The organism is Halalkalibacter oceani (assembly GCF_040544555.1).
Lineage (GTDB): Bacteria > Bacillota > Bacilli > Bacillales > Bacillaceae_D > Halalkalibacter > Halalkalibacter oceani.
Genome location: NZ_JBEPKD010000001.1, coordinates 302,970 through 329,342 on the forward strand (window position 1 = coordinate 302,970; position 26,373 = coordinate 329,342).

Here is a 26,373-nt window from a genome sequence, read left to right on the forward strand (position 1 = left end):
AGATCCTGGCTATTGAGGTAACGAGAAAGGAAAACGGGAGAGATGAGAAAATTATCGAAATATAAAAGCTGGCAGAAATGGGTCCTCTTTATTTTTGGGACGTTCCTGCTGGCGCTGGGCTGTGCCTGTATGATTCAGGCTGAGCTGGGGGTATCAACGTGGGATGTGCTTCACACGGGGTTAGCTGCTAAATTTCCAATTTCCATTGGGCTCGGTGTCATTATTATCGGTATGCTTTTAATTGGGATGAAGTATCAATTGGACAGAGAACGGCCGCAAATTGGAACCTTTTTAAATGCGATCCTGGTCGGAGTCTTTCTCAACCTGATTTTGGCCAGTGGCCTTCTCCCAGATGGCGGGCAGCTGTGGCTCCATATTTTGCTGCTTGTAGTCGGAATTTTATTGATGGGGTTTGGCTCAGGGATGTATGTCGGTTCAGGAATCGGCGCCGGCCCGCGGGACGGCTTTACATTGGCGCTCGCGGCCAGACTGAACTGGTCGATTCGTTTGACGAGAACAGTGATTGAAGCGACAGCGCTGGGCTGTGGCTGGCTTCTTGGGGGCGGCCCGGTCTTTGTAGGAACCTTCCTGGCAGTCGTGCTGATTGGACCTTTGATCCAATCCTCGCTATTTTTCTGGCGAGCGCAGGTCGCGAAGCTCGATGAGAAAGCAACCGCAGCTGCGGCAAAGACGCCGATGTCATCGTAAATGTGATAGTTTCTGCATGGAAAGCGGCGAGTTGAATTTTGGGCATGTGAAAATGCGCAGAGCTCGCTCGCAGCTTTTTGGGCCTGTCAGACAGCTCATAATCCTAAAATATCTGTATTTCTTAGTGTGTAACCGAGCAAACGGATCATTGTCACAACCTGTCCTTGTAATGGAATGAGGGACTAATGGATAAAGCTGCTGAAAAAGGTCGTTTCCACTTTTTCAGCAGCTTTTTTCGTAATAATCGTAGCGTTGCCTGATTTTGAAAGAGTCTGTTCAATTGGCGTTTGTCAGTATTCAGCTCCTTCGCTAAAATCTCCTTGCTTTCATTACCCGCTTCTATTCCATTTTTTCCTTACTGGGTCACCTCATTGACGAGTTTCCGTTAAGAGATAAACGGCTATCCGGTTTCCGTTGCCGCTTTCTGATAAAGCTCCCGGTAGAGCCCGTCCTGTTGCAGGAGGGCTTGATGGGTTCCTTGCTGAACGATCCGTCCATGTTGGAGAACGAGGATCCGGTCAGCTTTTTCAATCGTTTGCAGCCGGTGGGCAATGATAAAGCTCGTGCGTCCGTTCATTAGAGTAGCGAGCGCTTGCTGAATGTTGATTTCCATCAACGTGTCGATGCTGCTTGTCGCTTCATCAAGCACTAAAATCGCCGGATTGGCCAGAATCACCTGCGCAATTGCCAGAAGCTGCTTTTGACCTTCACTGATTCCGCGGCCGCCTTCCTTGAGCAAGGTGTCATACTGGTCCGGCAGCTGCGAAATAAAGGAATGGGCATTGGCGAGACGCGCCGCTTCTTCAATGTCTTGATCCGTTGCATTGAGGCGCCCATAGCGAATATTTTCCCGGATCGTCGCCTCAAACAAAAAGGGCAAAGCCAATGTGCTGCCGAAGATTGGCGAGCTTGAGCTGCTGTGTGTCGTGGCGATCAATCGAAATCGTTCCATCATCAACCTCATAAAATCGGGCAAGCAGCTGGAGGATCGTTGTTTTGCCCGCCCCGGTCGGACCGACTAAGGCGATCGTCTCACCAGGGGAAACAGAAAAATGAATATCCGAAACCGTTTTGCCGGAATCTTCTTTTTGATAAGAAAAAGATACATTTTGAAAGCAAACTTCACCGCGGACTGTGGCAAGACTGACGGCTTTCTCGGAATCACTTTCTCCCTCCTGATCCATCAGGTCAAAGACCCGTTCTGCGCCGGCGACGGCCGAAAGCATCGTATTAAACTGATTCGCCAAATCGTTTAAAGGGCGGGTGAACTGGCGGGCGTATTCCGCAAAAATGACAATCGTGCCGATTGTCACCAATTCCCGTAAAGCGAGAATGCCGCCGATTCCGGCGATAATCGCAAAGCTGATGCTGTTTAACAAATTCATCAGTTTCGGAATAAATCCGGAATACGTTTGCGCCCAAAAGCCGGCTTTTTTTAATTGGGCATTTTTGCTTTGAAAAGCAGCAATCATCTCGTCCTCGCGCGAAAATGTCTGAATGACAGCGCGGCCGGAAATCGTTTCTTCAATAAAGCCATTTACTTCTCCCATTTGACGCTGCTGTTCCTTGAAATAAGGACCTGTCCTGTTTGTTATCCATTTCATCCCAACGATCATTGCCGGAACAACGGTTAACGTTAGGACTGTCAGCAATGGGCTGAGCCAGAGCATCACCGTCAAAATACCGATGAACGTCAGGATGCTGGATAGAATTTGAATGAAAGAGCTGTTCAATGTCGCACTAATATTTTCAATATCATTCGTCAACCGGCTCATCACGTCTCCATGCTTCTTCTGCTGGAAGTAAGAGAGTGGCAGGGCATGAACATGATGAAACAAATCCTTCCGCAGCGCAAATATGGTTTTCTGGGCAAGACGAATCATCAGGGTATTTTGCAGCCAAACGGAAGCCGAGCCAACTGTATAAAGACTAAATAACAGAACGAGGAAAAAAAGCAACCCCTCATACTGACCTAAAAGAACATAATGATCAAGCAGCCAGCCGATAAAAAGCGGACCGAGCAGGGCGCACAAGGAGCTGAGACAGACGAGACCGAGCACGACCAGAAGCTGCTTTCGGAAAACAGCCAAATAGGTCCAGAGCCGCTTCAATGTACCCGACCAGTTCCGTATCGGCTGTCGTTTGGAGGAGGATGGATCTCCCCGCTTCTGCCATGTTTTAGTAAAGGGATTGGACATGACCGAAAGCATCTCCTTTCGTTTGAGACTGGTAAAGTCGCTGATAATAAGAGGAAGCTTCATATAATTGATCATGCGTGCCTGTCTCGATAAGCTGGCCATCCTCCAAAATCCATATTTGATCCGCCTGTCGCGCTGTGCTCACTTTCTGAGTGACAAGCAAGGCTGTGCAGGAATACGAGGCCAGAGCATGCAGTAATGCAGCTTCCGTTTTCGTATCAAGCGCACTCGTGCTATCATCAAGTAACAAAATGGAGGGGCGGCGGATTAAGGCGCGGGCAATGGAAATTCGCTGCTTCTGCCCGCCGGACAAGCTCACACCGCGCTGGGCGACGACGGTCTCATAGCCGTCAGGCATTGCCGCGATCGTTTCGACAAGCTGAGCCGCCTCTGCTGCGGCATGAACCTCCTCCATTGTCGCAACTTGCTTCCCCCAGGTAATGTTTTCCTTAATCGTCCCCGAAAAAAGCGTAACATCCTGTGGTACATAGCCAATCGTCATCCGTAAGTCCTTCAGGTTCCACTCACGAATATGGCGTCCGCCGATGATGATCTCACCGGCAGTGGCATCATGGAGCCGTGGCATCAGCTGCAAAAAGCTCGTTTTGCCGGAGCCGGTCGCGCCAAGGATCGCGATCGTTTCACCGGCCTTAATGTCTGCCGTTATTTCCGTCAGGGCATTGCGTGAGGCGGCGGGATAGCGGAAGCCAACTTCTTTGCATTGAATAGGCAGCGCTCTTGTCACGGGAGGAGAAGAGGAGGAATTGCGTTCAACCTCCACCTCCACCTCCACCTCCACGTCAAGTAGTTCAACAAGCCTGCCCGCTGACGCCCGGGCACGGGAAAAGGCGAGAATAATCATCGAAAATACATGGAGCGCCGACGCAATCCTCGTCGCATAATTGACGATTGCTACGACCTCTCCGATTTGCGCCCCGCCGGTTTGAATGTGAACGGTGCCGAACCAGAGAATAAGCAGGATAGCGCTGTTCATCACTAATAAGAGGAGAGGCATCGTCATTTCCATGAGACGCAATGCCCGTATCGTGTCCGTCATGAGAGCTTCGTTGCGCGTTGAGAACCGTTTTTCTTCATGGGAGGAGCGGACAAAGGCTTTAATGAGCTTCATTCCGGCTAAATTTTCATAAATGCTGTGGTTGACCCGATCCAGTCTCATCTGCACTTGAGAGAACAGCCGAGCCCCCTTTTTTAACATCCAGACGAGAAAAAAGACGAGCAGCGGGATACAAATAAGAAGAATAAGAGCGACTCTGCTATTCACCAGTAATGCCATCACCACTCCGCCGATAATTAAAAGGGGAGCTCTTAGCATAATTCTAAGACTCATAAAAATCGTTGTTTGAATTTGCAGAACATCATTTGTCAGCCGCGTGATTAAAGAAGAGCTGGAAAACGCATGGGCTTGTTCGGCTGATAGAAATTGAGACTTACGATAGAGAAAATTGCGCAGATCATATCCAGTGTTTTGACTGACATGAGCAGCGTAAAAAGAATTCGCAATTCCGGCGATAAACGATAAACACGAAAGCCCCAGCATAAGACCGCCCCATTTGAGCACGACGCTGAGATCCTGAGCGACAATGCCTTCATCAATAATTTTCGCTAAAAACAACGGCAGAACAAGCTCGGCGACAAGCTCGAACATCATAAGCGCAAGAGCAAGGCCGACGCTTAGCCGATAACGCGTGACAAACGATAATAATTTGTTCATGACTTGCCTCCTGATATGGTTTCCCCGTCTATGAAAGCTCTTTTATCATAGCTTATTTTTGAGAAGATAAACTATTTTCAAAAAAATAAAAGAGGTTGGATGTAAACGATGGCTATCTGATTCCCTACAAGCGCTGGGAAAGCCGGCTGTGGCGATTTTCTTATGTCTAAAAGAGGGATTTCCCTGCTAGATAAAGAATAGCTTTTCATTCCATTCATTAGGTGGTGAAATTGATGAAAAAAGTAGTACGACGTTTATTTGTTATTATCACGATGTTATTTCTCGCTTTTTTATCTTTGGCTTTTATTGATTCCCATTGAGTGAACACAGTAGTGGTGGGGATCGTAATAATTGTTATTTTAAATCAATTGGGACTAACAGGGAATAGTAACGATTCCGGCTCTCCCAGAGATGATACCGGCTATTGGGACGACGGAGACAACGGAGATGATGATTAAAGATTTCCTGCGAGTAAGGACAAAGCAACGGGAGTAAGGCTTTTATTTTTTTCCGAAATTCAGCATCAATCTTATCCCTCCACCCTGCACTCTCAGTCAGGGGATTTTTCATGTTAGATAACCTTACACAGTTTTTGGTTTTGCAAAAGGAATTTGTTTTCTTTTGTCAAAATAAGTAGTTTGATAGAACTTTTTGGGGGGATGACCGTGATTGGAGAAAAACAGCTCAATGTATCCAAGCTGTGGAGTGAGCTTAAAGAGCTATATAGTCAAATGGAAGGGTCGATTAAAACGACGAACCGTATTTCGACCCATGCTAATTTGCTGGCCCTTAATTCAGGCATTGAAGCGGCAAGAGCAGGGGACGCAGGACGCGGCTTTTCTGTCGTGGCAAACGAAATTAAAAAATTTGCCGATGACAATCTTAAAGCGAATACGATCAATAATCAGCTGATTCGCACGATTCAGGAAAAGACAAATGAAGTGATAGCAGTACGTACCGTCGATGTAGCTTTTGATACGATTGATAAAATTGATCGGAATTTATTTGAGCGCAATTGTGATGTACAGGCATGGACAACATTTACAGCGGTTAAACATTGCTTGCTTTTGCCGGGGCCGGAGACGATTTCAGAAGCGGAGATGCTGCTCGGTCAGCTGCAAAAGATTTATACGGTCTATTATGATTTAACGATTGTCAATCTTGACGGAATTGTTGTCGCTTCGGGAAGCAATGCCCAGCTGACAGGGCTTGATTTTTCGAGGGAGACATGGTTTCAACAGGCGCTTGAATCAGGGAAGGTATACGCTTCGGATATGTATCACGCCCCTGCTGTCCAGGGCTTTACGATGAACTATGCCGCTCCGATATTCGATGATTCCAACAATGCAATCGGCGTTTTGACGACGTGGTTTAACTGGGAGTACATTTATGACATTATTGATGCAGTGAAAATTGATGAACAGTCGGAGCTGTATTTAATTAATAAAGACGGGATCGTGATTGCTTCCAAGCAGAGGGAAGACATTTTGAATAAAGATCTCGGTTCCTTAACTGCCGTACAGCTGCTTAAGCAGGGGAAGGCAACGATCGGCTATCAGCATGAAACAGTGGAAGGAAAACCGAAAATAATCGCTTACTGCAAAACAAAAGGTTACAATGATTACGAAGGGAAAGGATGGTCGGTCATTGTCAGTGAACAAACATAAACGATTTCGCAGCCCATGATGAAATTTTCAAAAAATAAACTTGAAAAGCTTTTGAGGATGTAGTATGATTTTGCCAACACTTAAAATACGACGAAGAGGAATAGTACGATTTTAGAAGCGCTCAGAGAGCTGTTGGTTGGTGCAAAACAGCCGTGGAAAAAATCAGAACTCGCCTTGAAGTAGCTCGCTGAAATGATAGTAGGTGGAGACGGTTCCTATCCGTTATAATAGGAGGATATAAGGGCAAACAGCCCCGTATCTGTTAAAGCTGCATACCGGTTTTCGGTATGAAATCAGAGTGGTACCGCGTAAGATGTCACAGTCTTTCGTCTCTATTGTCGATAGGGATGGAAGGCTTTTTTGTTTTACTAACGCAGATTAGAAAGGGTGGTTTAACGATGAAAAATGTAAACAAATATGCCAGAGGGTATTTCGTCCCGCCGGTAACGAGCATGAAATGGAGCGAGAAGGAGTATATTACAGAGGCTCCGGTCTGGTGCAGTGTTGATTTGCGTGATGGAAATCAGGCGCTTGTTGTGCCAATGAATCTGGAAGAGAAGCTGAAATATTTTCAATTATTGGTCGATATCGGCTTTAAGGAGATTGAGGTCGGCTTCCCGGCTGCTTCTGAAACGGAGTATACGTTTTTACGGACGCTGATTGAAGAAAATCTGATTCCGGATGATGTGACGATCCAGGTTTTGACCCAATCGCGCGACCATATTATTAAGAAAACATTTGAATCGTTACGCGGGGCAAAAAAGGCAGTTGTTCATTTATATAATTCCACCTCTGTCGCTCAGCGTGAACAGGTCTTCCGAAAGTCGAAAGAGGAAATTATCGAGATTGCCGTATCCGGCGCGAAGCTTCTTCAGAAATATGCGGCAGAAACGGAAGGAAATTTCATGTTCCAATATTCACCGGAAAGCTTTACCGGGACGGAAATGGAATTCGCGCTTGAAATCTGTAACCGCGTGCTTGATGTGTGGCAGCCGACCGCTGATCAGCCGGTGATCATCAATTTACCGGCGACCGTCTCGTTTTCCATGCCGCATGTGTACGCCAGCCAAATTGAGTATATGAGCGACAACTTACATTTCCGGGAGAATGTCATTGTCTCGGTTCATCCTCACAATGACCGCGGGACCGGGGTCGCTGATGCGGAGCTTGCGATGCTTGCCGGAGCGCAGCGGGTCGAAGGGACGTTATTCGGCAACGGTGAACGAACAGGGAACGTCGATATAGTCACCCTTGCGCTGAACATGTATTCTCATGGTGTCGATCCAAAGCTTGATTTCGGCAATATTCGTGAGATTATTGCTGCATATGAACCGTTAACGAGAATGAAGGTTCATGAGCGTCACCCTTACGGAGGCGACCTTGTGTTCACTGCTTTTTCGGGTTCGCATCAGGATGCGATCGCCAAAGGAATGAAATGGCGCGAAGAGCACGAAGACGCAACATGGAATGTCCCTTACTTGTTAATTGATCCGAAAGACATCGGTCGTGAATATGAAGGAGACATCATTCGCATTAACAGCCAGTCAGGGAAGGGCGGAATCGGCTATGTGATGGAGCAGCAATACGGCTTCGACCTGCCGGCAAAAATGCGTGAGAACTTCGGTTACCGGATTAAGCAAGTATCCGACCGTCAGCATAAAGAGCTGCTTCCAGCCGAGATTTATGACATTTACTTAAAAGAATACGTCAATCTTACGGCGCCAATCGAATTTATCACCTACAGCTTCACCCAGCACGATGACTTTGAAACGACCGTGCAAATGAAAAAGGATGGTCGCGTAGAAGAGATGCAGGGAGTTGGCAACGGAAGACTTGATGCAATCAGCAATGCCCTTCAGATGAAGCTCGGCATTCGCTATTCGAATTTGGTCTACAAGGAGCACGCCTTAGAAACCGGCTCAGAATCACGCGCAGCCTCTTATGTCGGAATCACGGCAGAAGACGGCACGGTCTACTGGGGATGCGGAATTGATGTTGATATTATGACGTCATCGGTCAGAGCGCTATTCAGCGCTGTGAATAAGCTTATTGAAGCTGGCACGGTGCAAAAGCAGGCCGCTGCGGCTGCTAAAATGTAACAGTTTACGGTTTTTGTTCATGGGGCTGGGACGAAAGGTTGTTTTTTCAGCTTTTGCCCGGCCTCATCCATTTCTTCAGCCTCGTTCTTGGCCGCCGCTGCTTGCAATCAGAAGTTGAGTTTTCGTCTGCAAAGTGATATATTACATATTAAATTGACGAAAGTGAGGGGAGACAGTATTGGCCACGTTTAAAATTGGGATTACGAGAGATTTTCTGAACCCGGATGGGGAATTGAAAGCGGATATCGGACTGGAATTACTTGATCAGCATCCTCAAATCGAATATGAATTTTTCAAAGAATATAAGAGTATCGTAACGCCGGATCAATTAATGGGATATGATGCTGTGATCAGCCTGTATCCAAGCTATACGAAGGATTCCTTCAACGGTGTGACGCGCCTGGCGGCGATTGCCCGTGCCGGGGTCGGCTATAACAATGTCGATTTAACGGCCTGTACCGAGTCTGATCTTATTTGCTTTACTGCTCCAAAAGCGGTCCGGCGACCGATGGCTGTTTCGATTTTGACGTTTTTGCTTACGTTAAGCTCAAGAGTGATGGAAAAAGACCGCATTGTCCGTCAAGGAACGTGGGAGGAAACGCCGAATTACATGGGAATCGGACTCGTCAACAAAGTCGTTGGCTCGATCGGGCTCGGGGGAATTGCACGGGAATTCTTTTCGATCGCCAAGCCGTTAAAATTCAAGGCGATCGCTTATGACCCTTTTGTTTCAAAGGAGGAGGCGCAGGCGCTCGGAGTGGAGCTGGTTGAATTGGATACTTTGTTACAGCAGGCTGATTTTGTCAGTGTCAGCTGTCCGTTGCTCGACTCTACTTATCATTTAATTGGGGGACGTGAGCTCTCGTTGATGAAACCAACGGCGTTTCTCATTAATACATCACGCGGCCCGGTCATCGATCAGCAGGCGCTCACCGTCTGTCTCCAGGAACGCCGCATTCAGGGAGCTGCACTTGATGTGTTTGAAACAGAACCGCTTGACCCGAATGACCCATTAACCCGGCTTGATAATGTCGTGCTCGCCCCGCATGCGATCGGTTTTACCGATGAATTATTCCGCGGACTTGGCGAAGAGGATATTCGCGGGCTCATTCGTCTATCCCAAGGTCTTATTCCAGACAGCGTCGTCAACCCGGAAGCAATTACGCGTCCAGGCTTTCAGCAAAAACTCGCCCACTATCAAGCTATGAATCAACAATAATTTGAAAGCGTTTACGCAGAAAAGGAGTCAGTATAATGAGAAAAAATCAGGTGAAAGAAGAACTTACAGCAGGGAAAACGGCGATTGGCACGATGGTTTTTGAGTTTAACACCCCGGGGGTTGCCGCTATTTTGGAGCAAACCGGTTCGGATTTTATTATTTATGACATGGAGCATAGTGGCATCGGAATGGAATCGATGCGCCAATTGATGAGCTATAATCGTGGCGCTTCTATTCTTCCTTTTGTTCGGGTGCCGGATAGCCAGTATAGCCATTTGAGCCGGATTCTCGATATCGGTGCAATGGGGTTGATGATTCCCTTTGTTGAATCAAAAGAACAGGCTGAACAAATTATCGCCGCAACGAAATATGGACCCCTTGGCAAAAGAGGAACAGCCTTCAGCCTTGCTCACGATGATTATATTGGCGGTGACATTTCAGAGAAAATGAAAAGAAGCAATCAGGAAACGTTGATTATCGCTCAAATCGAGAACGAAACCGGGCTGAGTAATGTCGAGGAAATTACAGCTACGGAAGGTGTTGATGTCGTGTTTGTCGGAAACCTTGATCTTTCGCAATCGATGGGCATTAGCGGGCAATATGACCATCCACGTTTAATTCAGGCGATGGAGCAGGTCGTTGAAGTTTGTGAGAAGCACGGCAAAGCAGCAGGCTGTTTTGTCTCGGATGTGGAAGCTGCGATTCACTGGAAAGAAAAAGGCTACCGCTTTATCGCTTATTCAGGTGATGTCTGGCTGTATCAGCAGGCCGTCAAGCAAGGGATCGCCGCGATCCGCGGCGCTTCATCTTGAATGGTGTCACCTTCTACCTTTTTCGAATCGTAAAGTTCGCCTCTAATAGCGTCCAGTTTTGCGGATAAGGATAGCCCAACGCCCAGTAGCTGACTCCCCGCAGCTGAAACTCTTTGATCAAGTCAAATTTCGCCTGGGCGCTGCGGGCATCCTCAAACCATACTTCATGAGCTTGCCCGTTTTCATCCGTATAACGGAAAAACGGAGACTGGGCGAGGGCATCATAGTGGATCGGTGCACGATACCGAATCGCTCGTTGCACAGCTTCCTGTGGACTGAATGTTTCTGCTTCCTGACCCTCGACATGAGGGATTAGCCAGTCACGCGCATAAATTTGAAACCCTAAAAAAACCTTCTCAGGCGGCATAACAGACAAAGCATATTCAACGACCTGTCTCATATTGGATAGCGGTGAAATCGCTTGGGGCGGTCCAAGCCGGTAGCCCCATTCATAGGTCATTAAGATGACGAAATCAACGATCCGGCCATGGGCCTCATAATCATGAGCCTCATACAGCAAGCCGGCCTGAGCGCCACTTGTTTTCGGAGCGACTGCGGTTGACACAAAATAACCATCCGGATGAAGGCGTGCAACAGCCCGTTCGAGAAATTGATTATACAATTCCCGATCATCGGGCAGAACATTTTCAAAATCAATATTTACGCCACTGTACCCTTTTTCTCTCATAATTGTCACAATGTTTGTGAGCAGCTGCTCCTGCAAGCCGGCGCTCGCCAAAATCGTATGAGCTAAATTGGAACCTGCTTCTGTTGCCGTGAAATTTGTAACGGCCATCATTGGGATCACCTGATTTTGCCAGGCTGCAGCGATCGTCAGCTCATCCTCAACCGGCTCGAGCTCTCCAGTTTCCGTTATCATATATGCGAATGGACTCATATAGGTAAGCAGCGGGCTAAGGGAAGCGATCGTTTGGGCCGCGTCCTGATCTTCCTGATAAGTGTACGCATTGACTTCAATAACTGGTCGCGGTCGGGGGATGATCAATGGATAACCTGGGTAAATCAAATTCCCATTGGAAAGCTGGTTTTCTGCTACAAGTGCTTCGACTGTAGTGCCAAAACGATTGGCGATATGCCAAAGGGTATCCTGAGGTTGGACGACATAGTGAACAGGGGGGATAACCAATGTTTCTCCGGGATAAAGCAAGTTAGGATTCAGTGATGGGTTTGCGGCGATGAGTGCCTGGACGGAGACGCCATATTGCGCGGCAATCGCCGAAAGGGTATCACCAGGCCGAACGACATAGGCACTTCCCGCGGCGGGAATGATCAAGGTCTGACCGTTAACAAGCTGGTTCGGATCCTCAAGTTGATTCAGTTCGATGATCGTCTGAATGTTCATATTGTAGTAGCCGGCAATTTGCCAAAGTGTCTCCCCGCCCCGAACGACATGAATGATCATTGCAGCCCCTCCATTGCCATTTTTGTCTACTATATGCTGTATTATACAAAATATGACAGTCGTCCATCCGTAATCATAACGAGTATACCTGTCATGCTCCTCATAAAAGTGCTTGACATTTCATTATACGATCGCTATGATTATGATGATTAAAAGTCGGAAGGGTGGTTACCATGATCTACTAATCCTATTGAAGAAGATTATTACTATCTTCTGCATGAAAAAAGACAGTCGCATTGCGTTTGTCGTTTTTTGAATAGGGTTGGATGAAATCATGGTGGTTTTTCATATAGCTGATAACTCATAAGCCTTTTCCTGCATGAAAGGCTTGTCTCTTATAGTGCTGTATATACGCATGGTTGTCCTCCTGTTCAGAAATGATAAGGAGTTTTTTTATTTTATTTACCTGGAGGAGCCAATGAACCCTACTATGAAGACGAAGCCGATCCTGATCACATTTATGATCGGGGCATTCTTTGCTATTTTAAACGAAACATTGCTCAATATTGCGCTGACGGAACTAATGGAGGTCTTTTCAATTGAAGCCCATACCGTCCAATGGATGGCGACCGGATTTATGCTCGTTATGGGCGTATTAATGCCTGTTTCCGCTTTGTTGATACAATGGTTTACGACAAGACAAATGTTCATCGGTGTCATGTCGATCTTTTTACTCGGGACGACGATCGCCGCTTGTGCCCTTACTTTTCCAATGCTTTTAGCTGGCCGGATGGTTCAGGCTGTTGGAACGGGGCTGTTGATCCCGGTTATCTTTAATGCTTTGCTATTAATCTATCCAGTCGAAGTGCGCGGAAAGATTATGGGGACATTCGGCCTTGTGATTATGTTCGCCCCAGCACTCGGGCCGACTTTATCAGGCGTGATCGTTGATTTGCTTGGCTGGCGCTGGCTATTCATCTCTGTGATCCCGTTTGCCATATTCTCGATTTTATTTGCGCTTAAGTATTTACAAAACGTTGGCGAGGTCACCCGGCCGAAAGCCGATATTCCTTCGATTATCCTTTCAAGCATCGGAATCGGCGGAATTGTATATGCGTTTAGCAGTGCCGGCGAAAGCGGGCAAGGCTTTATGTCGGCACCCGTGCTGACGATTATTGCGATCAGCCTGGTGTCGCTGATTTTCTTCGTCTGGCGGCAGCTCAGGCTGGAGGAGCCGCTCCTTGACGTCCGTGTATTCACGTATCGGAATTACGCTCAGGGCGTCTGCGTTTTTGTCATTGTCGTTATGGCAATGTTCGCCTCTGAAATCATCATGCCGATGTATTTGCAAGGGCCGCTCGGTTTTTCTGCGAAGCTCGCCGGTCTATTGCTTTTGCCGGGAGCGTTGTTAAGCGGATTGCTGTCTCCGGTAATGGGCACGCTATTCGACCGTTTCGGTCCGAGAAAACTGATTATACCGGGTTCGCTTGTCTTAGTCGCGGTGATGATTTTCTTCAGCACGATTGACCCATCAATGTCAGCGTGGACATTCATGGCCGTCTATCTAGTGCTGATGGTGGCGATTACTTCAATTATGATGCCGGCTGAAACGAATGCGTTAAATGATTTACCTGTTCATTTATATCCGCATGGCACGGCGATTGCGACAACGTTACAGCCGATTGCCGGCGCGCTCGGTGTTTCGATTTTTGTCAGTATCGTTTCACAGGGAAGCAGCCGCTTTATTGAATCCCAGACCGGCCCGGTAACGCAACAAATGCTTGATGAAGCAATGACAATCGGTGTTCATCACGCGTACTGGTTTGCAATTGCCTTGAGCGTGGTCGCGTTGTTGATTGCTTTTTTTATGAAAAAAGCAATCAGTCCGGATGGAGGAGCTCAGAAGGAAGGGGCCCTTCATTAACGGACATGATAGCATCAATGGACTTGACCATAACTGAAATTTGAAGATGTGTCCAAATCGTTGCAAAAATAAATGAATAACGCGGCGAATTCATGCTGCACCTCACATGTTAATGACATGAACATTGAGGTGCAGTTATTTTTTGGCTCCGTTGGCGTTTTACAATAGTAACTCAATATTTGCATGAATAACTAATTAATTTGCTAAGACTAAAAAGGTTATAAAAAAGATCGCATAAGATCCCATTAAACCAACTGATACTTTAGCTAACCTCGTTTTAATCGAAAAGGCTGGTAAAATTCCAACTTTGAACATATTCACTATTAAAACAACAATTGCTAAGAAAAAAGATAGCATAGCAACAATCAGCGCAATTTGTTCCAACAAAATAACCTCCCTTAATGATATCAATTTCGAAATAATTAGGACATTAATTAAGCTAATAAAAACCAATACTTGACTCATACGAAATCCATAGATCTCCCTTTCACTTAGTTCCATGTGCCAAGCATCAATTATGCCTAAAAGTAAGTCAACTATTGTTTTGAATGACCTATCTGTTTGTGTTAATACCTCAATCAACTCATTGCCATAGCGTCTTCTCCAACTTTTAGGATAGAGATATATAAACCACTTCATAATAAACCAAGCCTTTTCATACCAAGTGAGGCAACTTTCTGAATTTCTTTAATTTGCTCAGTTAAAAAGATTTGTCCTTCCTCTGTCAGCTTGTAAGGCTTTTTACGTTCTTGTGATTCAAGGACACTTATATACCCTGCTTTCTCTAAACGTGATATGGCTCCATATAATGTACCTGGGCCTAACTTAATGTCATAATTTTTTTCAATGTCTTCCATAATCGCATAGCCATGTCGGTTTTTTTCAGCCAGACTTATTAAAATCAACAATGAAGGTTCAGAAAATCTGTTTTTCTTAACCATATTCCCACTCCTTTCCAACAATTATTACGTTAAACGTTATATCGTATAACGTAATAATAAACTACATTGGAGATGACGTCAATAAAATAAATGATGTCGTGTTAAGTTTTTATTGTTAAACGTATTTTCCACACGGTAATCCGAACACCGAAAAAATGTAACGATATAAATAAAAATTAACTGAGGGAGGCAATATGAAATGGTTGCTATGAAGGCGGTTGTTTATGAGTGTCATGGTGGACCTGATGTGCTATAGCTATAATCCTTAAGAGATGTATCAAGTTGTTGAAGCCAACCGATATGTTGACGAAGGACATAAACGTGGAAATGTGATTCTACAAATTAAAGACTTAAGCTCAGCGATATAATTGTATTATTCAATAAAGATACAATTTGTCGTTACTAGCGGCTTTTAATTTTAGGAAGATTTTGAGCAACAATTTTGCATGTGGCACGCTGCGGACAAATACGCCTTCAAGCAAACTTTGAAGCGTAATAGGGCGGGACAAAAGGTTTTTTACCTTTTGTCCCGCCCTATATTTTATAAAGAGATACCTAGCAAACCACGGGTAAATTGAAAATCGATGTTCCCCTGTTTGAAGAGACGTGGCGTATAATCATGCTCGATTGTTTGCTTACAACGTTCTAAAATTTGTTCTGTCCAGATGGATGGATCACCGCTTAGGACAAGGTCTAAATCGTTGGCGAATCGTTGCTGCATTGTCAGGTTCGAAGAAATTTGCAGCATTGGCACAAACGGGTGAGTCTGCATTGGTTGTTCATTCGTCAAGGCAATAAAGAGCTCGACACCCGTTGCAGCTAATCCTGTGATCGTTTCAACCCAGTGCGTAGTGGGTGCCTCCATAATATGGAAACCGTTTTTGCGTGCATGTTCTCCGTAAGATAGCGACGGCTCGATATCCGCTGATGTGAATACTTGCTTATGATAAGCTTCTGTTTCAAGTAATTGGCTATTGTCAGGAAGCACCACCAAACCGCCAGCACTGACAATCATTTTTGTTAAAGCAGCTAACTGCTCTCCATCAACATCTGTGATAGAACCGTCAGTGATAATGCCGACACGCAAGCCTTCCAGCCCGACAACTTCTTCTTTTCGCGGCGAGGTGACAGCCAATTGCCCGGTAAACCACGCTTCGACCTTTTCCGTTACTTTTTTAATGCCGCCATCAAGCTGAATACTGGCAAAGCCAAGCCGGCTCGGGTCGATGCCATTTTCTTTCATTTGATTTCTCATAAAGTCATTATGTGTTTTCTCACAGCCATGCTCCAGCAGCAGACAATGTTTGACAAGCGGATGACGGAGATAGCCCATCATCGTGCGGGCATACATCTGCTCAGGCTGACCAGCCGAGTTCCCACAGCCTTCCGTATGAGCCAATGCCACAAAGCGGGACAGACCTTTTTCCTGACCGAGCTCTTTTTCATTCAGACGCTTGGCGATCATATTGGCGACCTGACCGGAACAGAGACTCGTCGGTAAAATTAAGCCGATGGCGTCACTGGCGAGATGATCGTTCTGACGCGTAAAGCTGAATGTGACAGAAGGGATGACTGCTCCGTCTGTGCGGATGGCAATCGGCTCACCAGTCGGCTCCGGCTTAGTGAGCAGCTCTTTAAGTTTGCTCGCATCGGTCTGCTGCCAGTTGCGCCAAATTTGTACTTGCGCATGGCCTGCTCTTTCCCCGACACTGCGTTGACCGGAGGCTGTTTTCAACATTAATTCAAATGTTTGCTTGCCGAGCTCATCCATCGGCATGCCATCCTGATACAGACCGGCATTAATATCCATATCCTTTGAAAGCAGCTCGAACCGGCGGGAAGTCGTCACGACCTTGAGCGTCGGCACAAACGGAAAGTTGGTCACAGAACCATTTCCTGTTGTAAAGAAAATCAGATTACAGCCGGAGGCAACCTGGCCGGCGATACTTTCAAGATCGTTCCCCGGACTGTCCATGAAATGAAATCCTGAATCGTGCATTGGCGCACCGTAATCAATCGCATAATCAAGACGCATATCCGGATCTTTTTTGCGGGCGGCACCAATCGACTTCAAATAAATATTATAGAGTCCGCGGAATTTATTTCCGCCTGATGGATTCCCTTCGGCATTCGCCCCATGCCAGGCCGTCCGTGTCTTAAACTCATCGACTAACGTTAAAAACTTGCGTGCCGTCTCGACGTCGCGAACTTTCTGCAGAACATACGGTTCAGCTCCGATGAGTTCATCCGTTTCCGCAAGGTTGGCAGCGCCGCCATACTGGATTAACTCCTTTGAAATCCAACCGAGCAACGGATTGGCGGAAATGCCGGAGAAGGAGTCGGAACCACCGCACTGCAAAGCGATTTTAAGATGGCTGATTGACTCGGGTGTCCGTTCGATTGCATTTACAGCCGGCAACCATTGTCGGACAATTTCTTCCCCTTTGGCCAAGCTTTCTTCAAATCCATCCTGGATAGAAAGAAAGCGGTGCAGAACATCATCAACCGGGTAATCGTGGCTTCTTGCATATTCTTCAACCATTTTGTTGGTAACGCCTTCATTTCCGTAATCGACGAGCAGAACGGCACCGACGTTTGGGTTGACCATAAATCCGGAAAGGGTCCGTAATAACAATGGAAGGTTGTTCGGCTGCTTTATGTCTCCTTCTGTATGAGCGACCGGGACAATTCCGTCAATTTGCGGATAATTCGGCAGTTCGTTTTGTAGGCGTGAAGCTAGCTGCTTCACATAGCTGCCGGTGCGTGAAGTCGTACCGAGTAGAACGACCATGTTTCTTGTACCAACTCCGCGAGCTTTGCTGCGACGGTAGCCCATGAACGTCCGTGTTTCCTTATACGTGGGCAGGGCAGGGGCAGGCTGAAAGCTTTCCTCATCAAGAACAAATTCCGGTACATCGTCGGAAAAATTCGGCTCCGGCGGCAAGGCGAAGTCAAGCCCACGCACACTCAGCGCCTCAAGCACTCCGTCGTTAATCACGTAATTTCCAGGCTGGATTTCCTTCTGCGCGACGCCAAATGGCAGTGCCCACGAAAGCATATCATCGCCCGGCGCAATTGGTTTTACCGCAAAGCGGTGCCCTTCCATGACTGTATAATCCAAAGTCAGCTCCTGCCCCTGATAGTGAATCACCGTACCAGCATCGAGCTGACGCGTCGCCACTGCGACATTATCTTCCGGTAACGGAAGTCTAGCAACTTCATCAAATTTGTAAGATAAATTCATAGTTTTCAAACTCCTTACTGTAGATTTCTATCAACAATCTATCATCATGGCTAAAACGATGCTCAAAAAGCTTGAAAGCGTTTTATAAATTTTTTAATAAAAATCGAAGTCCCGTTTTTAGCATAGATGAGCTCATGTACATATTTTATCACAGAATGAAAAAAACGGCTGATATTTTCTTATAAACAGTTCTTACCTATATTATGTTCAAAGAATGACCATCGTTCTGGAAGCGGTCTCTGGTGGTTTTTTAGGTGTCGGCGTATTTTTTGTTTTATCCGGCTATCTCATTACAGACCTTCTCATGATGGAGTGGAAGTATACTAACCGAATTGATTTTCGCCATTTTTGGATTCGGCGGATCAAGCGTCTGCTTCCTGTCCAGCTTGTCGTCTTACTGGCTGTCGCGCTATGGACAGCGCTGTTTCATCCTCTGCAATTAGCGGAGCTGTGGGAGGACTGGTTCGCATCACTTTTTTATATGACGAACTGGTGGTTCATCTTTAACGATGTCGGCTATTTTTCTAATTTCGGACAGCCATCTCCGCTCTTGCATTTCTGGTCGCTCGCTGTTGAGGAGCAGTTTTACCTCGTTTGGCCAGTGTTGCTTTTACTTGGGCTTCGGTTTGTTCGCAACCGCAAGCTTCTCACTGGTTTGATCTTCATCGGAGCTCTGGCTTCGATCGTTGAAATGGCAGCGCTCTATCAACCGGGGCTATTCGATACTAGCAGAGTCTATTTCGGGACAGATACCCGCGCCTTCTCTTTTCTGATCGGAGCGGCACTTGCGCTAAGTTTACCGAGCCAAATCGTCAAGGAGAAGCTGGCTGATCATAATGGGGCGCGTCTCGCCCTTAATTTTATCGGGACTGTCAGCTTGGCCGGTTTGCTTTGGATGATGTGGAAGACGACCGAGTATGATGCTTTCCTGTACCGCGGTGGTATGGTGCTGCAGTCGTTGGCGACAGCTGGCTTGATCGTCGCCGCCGTTCACCCCTCTACTTGGATCAATCGTGTTTTCGAATGGAAGTGGCTACGGTGGTTCGGCATTCGTTCATACGGTATTTATTTATGGCATTATCCGATTATCGTTTTGTTCTTTCCGGCAGGAAATGGAGAAAATCGGCTCATTTGGATGTTGATCCAAATGGGGATTACGCTTGTGGTTGCCACGTTGTCTTGGCGGTTTATTGAGCAGCCAATCCGTTACGGTGCGAAAAGAAGGAAGTGGAGGGAACTCACTCCTTCACAATAAATAAGGAATGAAACCGATTAATGAGCTTGAGACAAAACTAGCTTTGGACCTACTGGCAATGGCTTCATACGCCACAAGCCCGTTGTGAGAAACCCACTCGTATAATTAATAATTTCAATGAATTACTCATGATACGATAGAATTAATCTATAAGGGGGAGAGAGGGTTTACAATGAACTTGCAGCAGCTCGATATTTATTATCGGTTTTGCCAATCGAAAAATGTCACAAAAGTCGCGCGCGCGATGAAATTAAAGCAGCCAACCGTCTCTTTCCACTTGAAAAAGCTGCGGGAGTCTTTAGGGGTGATTTTATATGAACAAAAGGGGGAAGAAATCGTCTTAACCTCGGCTGGTTCGATGCTTTACCAGTATGCGGAGAAAATTCTTCTGCTCGTATCGGAAGCCGAGCGGGTGATGAAGGATTATCAATCGTATAAAAGAGGCGAGCTGCAAATCGGGGCGAGTACGATTCCGGCAAGCTATCTGTTACCGCCGATTTGCAGTCAGTTCCATGTGAAGCGGCCGAACGTCCATATTACGCTCCATGTTCATTCAGCCCCTACGATCATCAAGATGGTCGAAGCAAAGCAGGTCGATTTCGGCATCGTCTCGATTCAACCTCTCCAGCATTCATTGCTGCTATGTAAAGCGATTGTCCCGGATCGTCTCGTCTTCGTTCATTCCCCCGAGCATCCTTTAGCGGAGAAAGAGCAGATAACGCTCGAAGATATCGAACAAGTCCCGATTTATATTCACCAGTCCGGTTCCACGCGCCAAATCATTGATAAATGGGCGGAGCGCGAGAAGCTTGACTTACATATTCAAATGGAATTAACGAGTATTGAGGCGATCAAGCAGATGGTCATTCTCGGTACGGGGGCGACGATTTTATCGGAGCGAGCAGTGGAGGAAGAAGTAAAACAAAACAAGCTTGCCGTCCGGCCGTTACCAAACTTCATTCACGACCGGTCGATCTCAGTGATCTACCGGCATGACCGTCCGATCAGTCCGTTGATGCAGGAGTTTATGACCGATGTGTTTCGGAGCGTGTGACGATAGAAAAGTAGATATATTATAGATTATGACTTGCTCCCACTTGCAGCTATGCTGCAAATGGGAGTTTTTGCTGCGTTTTGCGAGATGAACTTCCAAAAAATCATTTTTTATACTGCTTATAGCAAATTTTGTCGAATTATCATATACTAATCTAGTCATATCGAAGAATCCATCATGAAGTAGGAGGCGCACTAGTTGTTTACGTCTATTCGTTCTAAATTATTTACTATCTTTTTACTCGTTTCCCTCGTTCCTTTATTATGTGTAAGCATCTTTTTTTACACAGAAATGCAAAGCGGGTTCTCTCGTTTATTAACAGAGAACAAAAATGAAACAAAAGCGACCGTCTCGCTTCAGCTAAATCAGGCCGCGACGGATTTACTCACCCTCACTTCACTTTATGCTAATGATGTGGAATTGAAGGAAGCCTTTTTAAATCACGACCGGGAGCAGCTTCATCTCAGCATGCAACATATGTATACTCGCTTACAAGCCGAGCACGGGATCGACGTATTTGAATTTGGCGATTCGGCCGGAAACGTCTTCTACAGAGCCCATAACCCCGAAAAGTTCGGCGATGATAAAAGCGGGATGGCTGTGATTCAATCCGCTTTGAATGGGGAGGAACTAGCAGGCTTTGAATTTGGGAACAGCGGCCTGGCCGTTCGTGCTTTTGTGCCAATCAAAGTTGATAACGAAACAATCGGGACTCTTCAGACTGGTCTGAGCAGTACATTTCTCAATTCGATTACTGACTCATTACAGCGAGTTGATTTAAACATTTTTAATACGGACGGAGAGATCATGGTCTCTTCGCATGATGATGTGATTGACAGCAGACTCAATGAGCCGCTTATTGAAAAAGTCATGCGCGGAGAAGAGGTGACAGAGGATAGGGGCAATTTGAGAGAAACCTACATTCCTCTCTTTGACCCTACCCAGTCCGAGGTGATCGGGATTATTAATTTTAATCAGGATGAATCGATCATCGGACAATTTCAAAACAGAATCGTCCTTATCCTTTTTATCGTGTTAGGGATAACGGTTTTGGCGATCTCGTTCATCGCCTGGGCAATCAGCAGAAGCTTTTCGAAGCCAATCCAGGACGTGACGGAAGTGATGGATGAAATTGCAAAAGGCAATCTCACCGCTGCATTGACGACAAAAAGCAGAAAAGATGAGATCGGAAAATTGTTCAAATCGGTAAATGAGACAAAAACGCATTTACGCGAGATCATTCAGACATTAGCTCACTTAACGGGGCGGGTCAATCAGCAATCGGCGATGCTGAGACAATCATCCGAGGAAATCATGAATGGCAGTCAGCAAATCTCAATGACGATGCAGGAATTGTCGAACGGAGCGGAATCACAAGCTTCCGCTACAGTTGATTTAACGGAAACGATGCAATCGTATTCTGCAAAAATAACATCAGCAAGCAAAACCGGAGATGATCTCGCCTCAACAGCCAGTAATGTGCTTAAGCTGACGGAAGCAGGAAAAGAAAGAATGGATACGTCGATTACGCAAATGGACACGATTCACCAGCGAGTTGATGAAGCAGTGACGAAGGTCGTTAGTCTGGAGCAGAAGTCGAGCGACATTACTAATCTTGTTAACATGATTCAAGCGGTGGCCGAGCAGACGAACCTGCTTGCGTTAAATGCGGCGATTGAAGCGGCGCGCGCCGGTGAGCACGGTCGCGGCTTTGCCGTTGTGGCAGATGAGGTTCGCAAGCTTGCTGAACAGGCCGCTCACTCCACGGAGGATATTAAAGCGATCGTCTCCGGAATTCAAACGGAATCCAGGCAGGCAACGGACGCCTTGCGCTCCAGTTACTCACAGGTCGAGCTTGGGACGAAGCAGATTGATGCTACCGGTCAAACATTGAATGAAATGACGGCTGCGATAGCCGAAATGATTACAAAAATTAATCAAAATACGTCAGACTTGAAAATGATTGAACAGGACTCGGAAGACATGCAGCAATTTATTGACCATATCGCCTCGATTTCCGAGGAATCAGCGGCGGGGATTGAGCAAACAACCGCTTCGACTCAGCAAACCGCAAGTTCAATTGAACAAATTGCGCAAAATACTGATACATTAGACCAGCTAGTTCAAGAACTGAATGAAAAAATGAAACGATTTAAAATTTGAGAAATGACGTAGCTGCTGAAAAAGTGAAAATCATATTTTTTCAGCAGCTTTTAAGTAATGAGCGTAGCCGTTGCCTGATTTTGAAGCCTTGCTACAAATGAGTTTGTCGAAGCAAGGCGCGCAACGTGCGGAGCCATTACTCTTCTTCGAGTTACGAAAAAGGAAGTTTTTCAGTGGACTCGGAATGACCTGGTTCTTTAATGTTTTACAAGCATGAATTCAATAGAATATCAAAATAAACATTGACTCTTACCTTACGTAAGGGTCTATTGTTTTATGTACGGGGAGCCGCTTTACGTTGCAGCGAATTTGACGGGAGTGACGATGAAAACCTTTGTTGATGACACCAATGCGAGCAGATCGGACTCGTCTACGATATGCAGCGGCGGTCAGGTATGCAGATAACCGCTACAATGGGGAGGAATGGACATGAAACAACAGAATAATTGGAACGTGTTTTTATCTTATATTAAACAGGCGAAAATTCCGAAATGGATGATAGCCGTTGCCCTACTATTGAGCTTGATCGAGACAGCGGGAATTCTGATCGTTCCCGTATTTACAGGTGATATTGTTGACCAGTTTGCGCTCGGCCAGCTGAATGTTATGCTTATTGCCGTTTTAATCGGAGCTTTCGTATTACAGGCGGTAGCGGGGGCAGTTTCGTATTATTTAATGAGTTATATGGGGGAATGGGTCGTAGCCGATGTGCGGAAGCAGCTTTGGCGGCGAATTTTGCACTTGCCGATCTCTTATTTCGATGCTTCTCCGTCTGGGGAAACGATGAGCCGGATGACCCATGATACAGATACATTGAAACGACTGATTACCGATCAGCTTGTATCATTCGTCTCCGGGATTATTACGGTGCTCGGGGCAGCTATTATTTTGCTAATCATTGATTGGAAAATGATGCTTTTGATGCTGCTTGTCGTACCGCTGGCAATCGTTGTTCTCCACCCCGCCGGACAAAAAATGTATCAGGTCTCGCTGAAAACACAGGATGAAATGGCCTCCTTCTCGGCAGGAATGGCGCGAGTGCTCGGTGATATCCGGTTAGTCAAAGCGTATAATGCCGAAGCGGAGGAAGGAAGCCGTGGAACGAGCGCCGTCGACCGTTTATTTCGCTTCGGAATCAGACAGGCAAAAATTTTAGCGATCATCAGCCCTCTGATGACAATGGTGATGATGATTGTGCTCGTCCTACTGATCGGCTACAGCGGATCCCAGGTTGCCTCTGGTGCTTTAACTGCCGGAACGATGGTGATGATGATGCTCTATTTGTTCCAGCTGATCTTCCCTTTCACGCAGCTGACATCATTTTTTACTGAGTTTCAAAAGGCGATGGGAGCCACTGAGCGGATTCAGAAGCTAGTTTCAGATGCAGATGAGCTGCAAGCCGAGGAACAGATAAAAACATATACGCCAATTCCGGCAGAAGAACAGGATATCCACTTCCAGCATGTGTCGTTCTATTACCCCTCCGCGCAACAGGAAGAAGAACGGGTGCTTACCGATATTAACTGTACGATTCCAGCCGGAAAAGTAACAGCTGTCGTCGGGCCGAGCGGCAGCGGGAAGACAACGATGTTTGGTTTACTGGAACGATTTTATCAGCCGGTTGAAGGAGATATTCTTTATGGCAGTGCGAGCCTCCAGGATGTAAAGCTTTCGGATTGGAGAAATCAAATTGGCTACGTCTCACAGGAAAGCCCTTTAATGGATGGGACAATTCGCGAAAATATTTGCTATGGGTTGGAAAATGTGCCAGATGAGCAGGTAAGGCAGGCTGCCGAATTGGCGTATGCCGCTCATTTTATCGATGGTTTCCCGAATGGCTTTGAAACGAAGGTCGGGGAGCGGGGGATGAAATTATCAGGCGGTCAAAGACAACGGATCGCCATTGCCAGAGCACTGATCCGCGATCCAAAAATCCTGATGCTTGACGAAGCGACCTCCAGCTTGGACAGTGAATCCGAACGCGTTATTCAGAAAGCTTTGCAAACGTTAATGAAGGGACGCACGACAATTGCGATTGCCCATCGACTGTCGACCGTTATCAATGCCGATCAGATTATTATGCTGGAAAAAGGCTCCATTACCGGAATTGGCAAGCATGAAGAACTGCTTGCAGAGCATCCTCTCTATCGAAAACTGGCAGAGCAGCAATTTAATCAATAATAAATTGAAACGTTTTGTCATTCTCAACTCTCTAATAGAGGACGAAAGGAGGTTCAAGGCATTTGAAAAAGCTAACGCAAATCAAACGAGCAAAAAGAGGAGATAAGCAAGCCTTTCAGGAGCTGATGGAGGAGGAGAAGAACAAGCTTTATAAGCTGGCATACATTTATGTCCGCAATGAAGACGAAGCGCTGGAGATTTTTCAGGAGACGGTATATAAGGCGCTTATAGCGATCGCCGACTTGAAACAGGAGCAGTATTTTTCAACGTGGCTCACTCGAATACTTATCAACACTTCGCTTGATTATTTAAGAAAAAAGCAGCGCGTTGTGCCAATGAACGAAGAAATATTCGACAGCCTGGCGAGCGCCCGCAATGAAGTTCAGCCTGAGGATCAGCTCGACTTACTCGATGCGCTCGGAAAGCTCGATGAAAAGTATAAAACCGTCCTGTTCCTGCGTTTTTATGAAGACTACACGGTGAAGCAGATTGCTTCCTTGCTCAACCATCCGGAAGGCACGGTCAAAACAAACATTCATAGAGCGTTACAGCTTTTGCGCGGAAAATTAAAGGAGAGTGATGGAGATGACAAGCGAGCCACGTTCATTTAAAGAAACGCTCGATCAAATTCAGGTTCCAGTTGATAAACTGGATGCGATTATAGAGAAAACGGTAGACGAAGCCGAACCGATTCGAAAAAAATCGAGAAAGCACCTATGGCTCTACAGTGCAGGTGCGGCAGTTTTTGCGGGTGTGCTGCTGATCGGCTCAGCTTCCGTTTCACCGGCGATGGCCAATGTCGTCTCGCAAATTCCGCTGATCGGCTCGATTTTCACCGAGATTGGCGATGACGGGTTGAAGAAAGTCAGCGAGCAAGGTCTTTCTCAGGTGGTTGGCCAGTCTGATCACAGCGATGGAACTACCGTGGTAATCGACGAAGCTTTCTATGATGGTACACGGTTTAGCATCGGGTATCGAGCGGAATCGGACGCTCCGATTGAAAACTATGTGCTTGGGCTTGACTCGATTAAGATAGACGGAAAAACGCCCAAGGCAGTTGCAAGTGGTATCACACAACACGAAATAATAGATGATAGGCAGGAAAGCGGTGTGCTCGAAATCGAGCTCGATTATCCTGAAAATACTCTGCCTACAGAATCATTTACACTCGATTTAACACTTGAAGGTAGCAATGGAGAGAAGTGGAACTTTTCCTTCCCAGTTACGCCACAAAAGAACAATGTCGTCATTGACGTAGACGAGCGACAAGAAGCTGGAGATTTAGAGCTCGTTGTCAAAACAATTGAAACCGGTCTAGGTGGAACCGCTATTCATTTTGACTTGATTTCACCATCAGAAGCTGCTCTATTTGCCTCTGTAGATTTTACTGTCGTTGATGATGCAGGAAGAGAATTGACTTCTGTCATTTCAGGAGCCGGTTCAGGAGAGGTAAATAACGAAGAGACGATATTTTCAGGGAAAACTGTCTTTACGCCAATTGATGATACAGTGAAGCAATTAACCATCACCCCATTTATTAGGGAAGAGACGACCGGTACAACCTCCGGCAGCAGCGACAGCTCAGAAACGACAACGACTTACCACCACCAGCAGGCTGTGATGTTTGAAAGCTTTATTGTGACATTGCCGTAAGACTCAATGAAGTGATCGAAGAAAGGTATGTTTTAACCATTAAAATGACTGGACTTTACTAGTTCAGTCATTTTTATTTTTACGCGTTGGTACATAAACAGCATTTATTTCACTATTAAGCCGGTGTACTAGATTCATTTAGACTGCTATAATGATCCCA

General features: G+C 46.2%; 17 protein-coding genes, 1 pseudogene and 1 other annotated feature. Of the genes and pseudogenes, 12 read left to right on the forward strand and 6 right to left on the reverse strand.

Annotation, left to right across the window (positions count from 1 at the left end; genetic code table 11):
• Positions 1-42 precede the first annotated feature (42 nt).
• Positions 43-708: a YczE/YyaS/YitT family protein gene (locus ABMB67_RS01515; protein WP_354570891.1), complete on the forward strand. Its 666-nt coding sequence runs from the start codon at positions 43-45 to the stop codon at positions 706-708.
• A gap of 400 nt (positions 709-1,108) precedes the next feature.
• Here ABMB67_RS01515 and ABMB67_RS01525 read toward each other — a convergent pair.
• Both ABMB67_RS01525 and ABMB67_RS01530 read right to left on the reverse strand, forming a co-directional pair.
• Positions 1,109-2,918, reverse strand: a pseudogene (locus tag ABMB67_RS01525) (ABC transporter ATP-binding protein).
• Complete coding sequence (locus ABMB67_RS01530; protein WP_354570894.1) at positions 2,887-4,638, reverse strand: ABC transporter ATP-binding protein; 1,752 nt, start codon at positions 4,636-4,638, stop codon at positions 2,887-2,889. The pseudogene ABMB67_RS01525 and the gene ABMB67_RS01530 overlap by 32 nt, the downstream one beginning before the upstream one ends.
• A gap of 665 nt (positions 4,639-5,303) precedes the next feature.
• On the opposite strand from ABMB67_RS01530, the gene ABMB67_RS01535 reads away from it, so the two are divergent.
• The 4 genes from ABMB67_RS01535 to ABMB67_RS01550 all read left to right on the forward strand — a co-directional run bounded on the left by ABMB67_RS01535 (position 5,304) and on the right by ABMB67_RS01550 (position 10,435).
• Positions 5,304-6,305 carry a methyl-accepting chemotaxis protein gene (locus tag ABMB67_RS01535; RefSeq protein WP_354570895.1) on the forward strand — a complete coding sequence of 334 codons (1,002 nt, stop codon included), beginning with the start codon at positions 5,304-5,306 and terminating at the stop codon, positions 6,303-6,305.
• Between the two features lie 81 nt (positions 6,306-6,386).
• Positions 6,387-6,642: a binding site (T-box leader), on the forward strand.
• A 61-nt stretch (positions 6,643-6,703) separates the two neighbouring features.
• A complete protein-coding gene (gene leuA, locus ABMB67_RS01540; RefSeq protein WP_354570896.1) occupies positions 6,704-8,404 on the forward strand; it encodes a 2-isopropylmalate synthase in 1,701 nt (566 codons plus the stop codon).
• 178 nt (positions 8,405-8,582) lie between these two features.
• Complete coding sequence (locus tag ABMB67_RS01545; RefSeq protein ID WP_251222676.1) at positions 8,583-9,623, forward strand: NAD(P)-dependent oxidoreductase; 1,041 nt, start codon at positions 8,583-8,585, stop codon at positions 9,621-9,623.
• Between the two features lie 35 nt (positions 9,624-9,658).
• A complete protein-coding gene (locus ABMB67_RS01550) occupies positions 9,659-10,435 on the forward strand; it encodes an HpcH/HpaI aldolase family protein (protein ID WP_354570897.1) in 777 nt (258 codons plus the stop codon).
• 13 nt (positions 10,436-10,448) lie between these two features.
• Here ABMB67_RS01550 and ABMB67_RS01555 read toward each other — a convergent pair whose 3' ends face one another.
• A complete protein-coding gene (locus tag ABMB67_RS01555; protein WP_354570898.1) occupies positions 10,449-11,858 on the reverse strand; it encodes a glycoside hydrolase family 18 protein in 1,410 nt (469 codons plus the stop codon).
• Positions 11,859-12,276: 418 nt separating this feature from the next.
• Here ABMB67_RS01555 and ABMB67_RS01560 point away from each other — a divergent pair, with 418 nt between their 5' ends.
• Positions 12,277-13,722: a DHA2 family efflux MFS transporter permease subunit gene (locus tag ABMB67_RS01560; protein WP_354570899.1), complete on the forward strand. Its 1,446-nt coding sequence runs from the start codon at positions 12,277-12,279 to the stop codon at positions 13,720-13,722.
• Positions 13,723-13,917: 195 nt separating this feature from the next.
• Here the strand turns inward: ABMB67_RS01560 and ABMB67_RS01565 are convergent, their stop codons facing one another.
• From ABMB67_RS01565 to ABMB67_RS01575, 3 genes are all read right to left on the reverse strand, one after another.
• On the reverse strand, positions 13,918-14,106 hold the full coding sequence (locus ABMB67_RS01565; RefSeq protein WP_251222672.1) for a hypothetical protein: 189 nt from the start codon (positions 14,104-14,106) through the stop codon (positions 13,918-13,920).
• Positions 14,107-14,357: 251 nt separating this feature from the next.
• Positions 14,358-14,663, reverse strand: a complete 306-nt coding sequence (locus tag ABMB67_RS01570; RefSeq protein WP_354570900.1) for a PadR family transcriptional regulator — start codon at positions 14,661-14,663, stop codon at positions 14,358-14,360.
• Positions 14,664-15,204: 541 nt separating this feature from the next.
• Positions 15,205-17,907, reverse strand: a complete 2,703-nt coding sequence (locus ABMB67_RS01575; RefSeq protein WP_354570901.1) for a UxaA family hydrolase — start codon at positions 17,905-17,907, stop codon at positions 15,205-15,207.
• 214 nt (positions 17,908-18,121) lie between these two features.
• Here ABMB67_RS01575 and ABMB67_RS01580 point away from each other — a divergent pair, with 214 nt between their 5' ends.
• From ABMB67_RS01580 to ABMB67_RS01605, 6 genes are all read left to right on the forward strand, one after another.
• The gene (locus ABMB67_RS01580) at positions 18,122-19,162 is read left to right on the forward strand and encodes an acyltransferase family protein (RefSeq protein WP_354570902.1); all 1,041 of its coding nucleotides are present in this window, start codon (positions 18,122-18,124) and stop codon (positions 19,160-19,162) included.
• A gap of 172 nt (positions 19,163-19,334) precedes the next feature.
• Positions 19,335-20,216, forward strand: a complete 882-nt coding sequence (locus ABMB67_RS01585) for a LysR substrate-binding domain-containing protein (RefSeq protein ID WP_354570903.1) — start codon at positions 19,335-19,337, stop codon at positions 20,214-20,216.
• Positions 20,217-20,414: 198 nt separating this feature from the next.
• Positions 20,415-22,379, forward strand: coding sequence for a methyl-accepting chemotaxis protein (locus ABMB67_RS01590; protein ID WP_354570904.1), 1,965 nt, complete (start codon positions 20,415-20,417; stop codon positions 22,377-22,379).
• A 423-nt stretch (positions 22,380-22,802) separates the two neighbouring features.
• Positions 22,803-24,560 (forward strand): ABC transporter ATP-binding protein, encoded by a 1,758-nt coding sequence (locus tag ABMB67_RS01595; protein WP_435528537.1) that lies wholly within the window; start codon positions 22,803-22,805, stop codon positions 24,558-24,560.
• Between the two features lie 62 nt (positions 24,561-24,622).
• On the forward strand, positions 24,623-25,171 hold the full coding sequence (locus ABMB67_RS01600) for a sigma-70 family RNA polymerase sigma factor (RefSeq protein WP_354570906.1): 549 nt from the start codon (positions 24,623-24,625) through the stop codon (positions 25,169-25,171).
• Entirely contained in the window at positions 25,146-26,213 is a 1,068-nt protein-coding gene (locus ABMB67_RS01605) for a DUF4179 domain-containing protein (protein ID WP_251222647.1), read from the forward strand. Before ABMB67_RS01600 ends, ABMB67_RS01605 begins: the two co-directional genes overlap by 26 nt.
• Positions 26,214-26,373 lie beyond the last annotated feature (160 nt).

Bases quoted from the DNA above. Each gene is read 5' to 3' on its own strand.
- ABMB67_RS01550 (WP_354570897.1), top strand. From the start codon at position 9,659: ATGAGAAAAAATCAGGTGAAAGAAGAACTTACAGCAGGGAAAACGGCG.
- ABMB67_RS01575 (WP_354570901.1), bottom strand. From the start codon at position 17,907: ATGAATTTATCTTACAAATTTGATGAAGTTGCTAGACTTCCGTTACCG.
- leuA (WP_354570896.1), top strand. From the start codon at position 6,704: ATGAAAAATGTAAACAAATATGCCAGAGGGTATTTCGTCCCGCCGGTA.
- ABMB67_RS01560 (WP_354570899.1), top strand. From the start codon at position 12,277: ATGAACCCTACTATGAAGACGAAGCCGATCCTGATCACATTTATGATC.
- ABMB67_RS01530 (WP_354570894.1), bottom strand. From the start codon at position 4,638: ATGAACAAATTATTATCGTTTGTCACGCGTTATCGGCTAAGCGTCGGC.
- ABMB67_RS01555 (WP_354570898.1), bottom strand. From the start codon at position 11,858: ATGATCATTCATGTCGTTCGGGGCGGGGAGACACTTTGGCAAATTGCC.
- ABMB67_RS01605 (WP_251222647.1), top strand. From the start codon at position 25,146: ATGACAAGCGAGCCACGTTCATTTAAAGAAACGCTCGATCAAATTCAG.
- ABMB67_RS01580 (WP_354570902.1), top strand. From the start codon at position 18,122: ATGACCATCGTTCTGGAAGCGGTCTCTGGTGGTTTTTTAGGTGTCGGC.
- ABMB67_RS01515 (WP_354570891.1), top strand. From the start codon at position 43: ATGAGAAAATTATCGAAATATAAAAGCTGGCAGAAATGGGTCCTCTTT.
- ABMB67_RS01595 (WP_435528537.1), top strand. From the start codon at position 22,803: ATGGACATGAAACAACAGAATAATTGGAACGTGTTTTTATCTTATATT.
- ABMB67_RS01585 (WP_354570903.1), top strand. From the start codon at position 19,335: ATGAACTTGCAGCAGCTCGATATTTATTATCGGTTTTGCCAATCGAAA.
- ABMB67_RS01570 (WP_354570900.1), bottom strand. From the start codon at position 14,663: ATGGTTAAGAAAAACAGATTTTCTGAACCTTCATTGTTGATTTTAATA.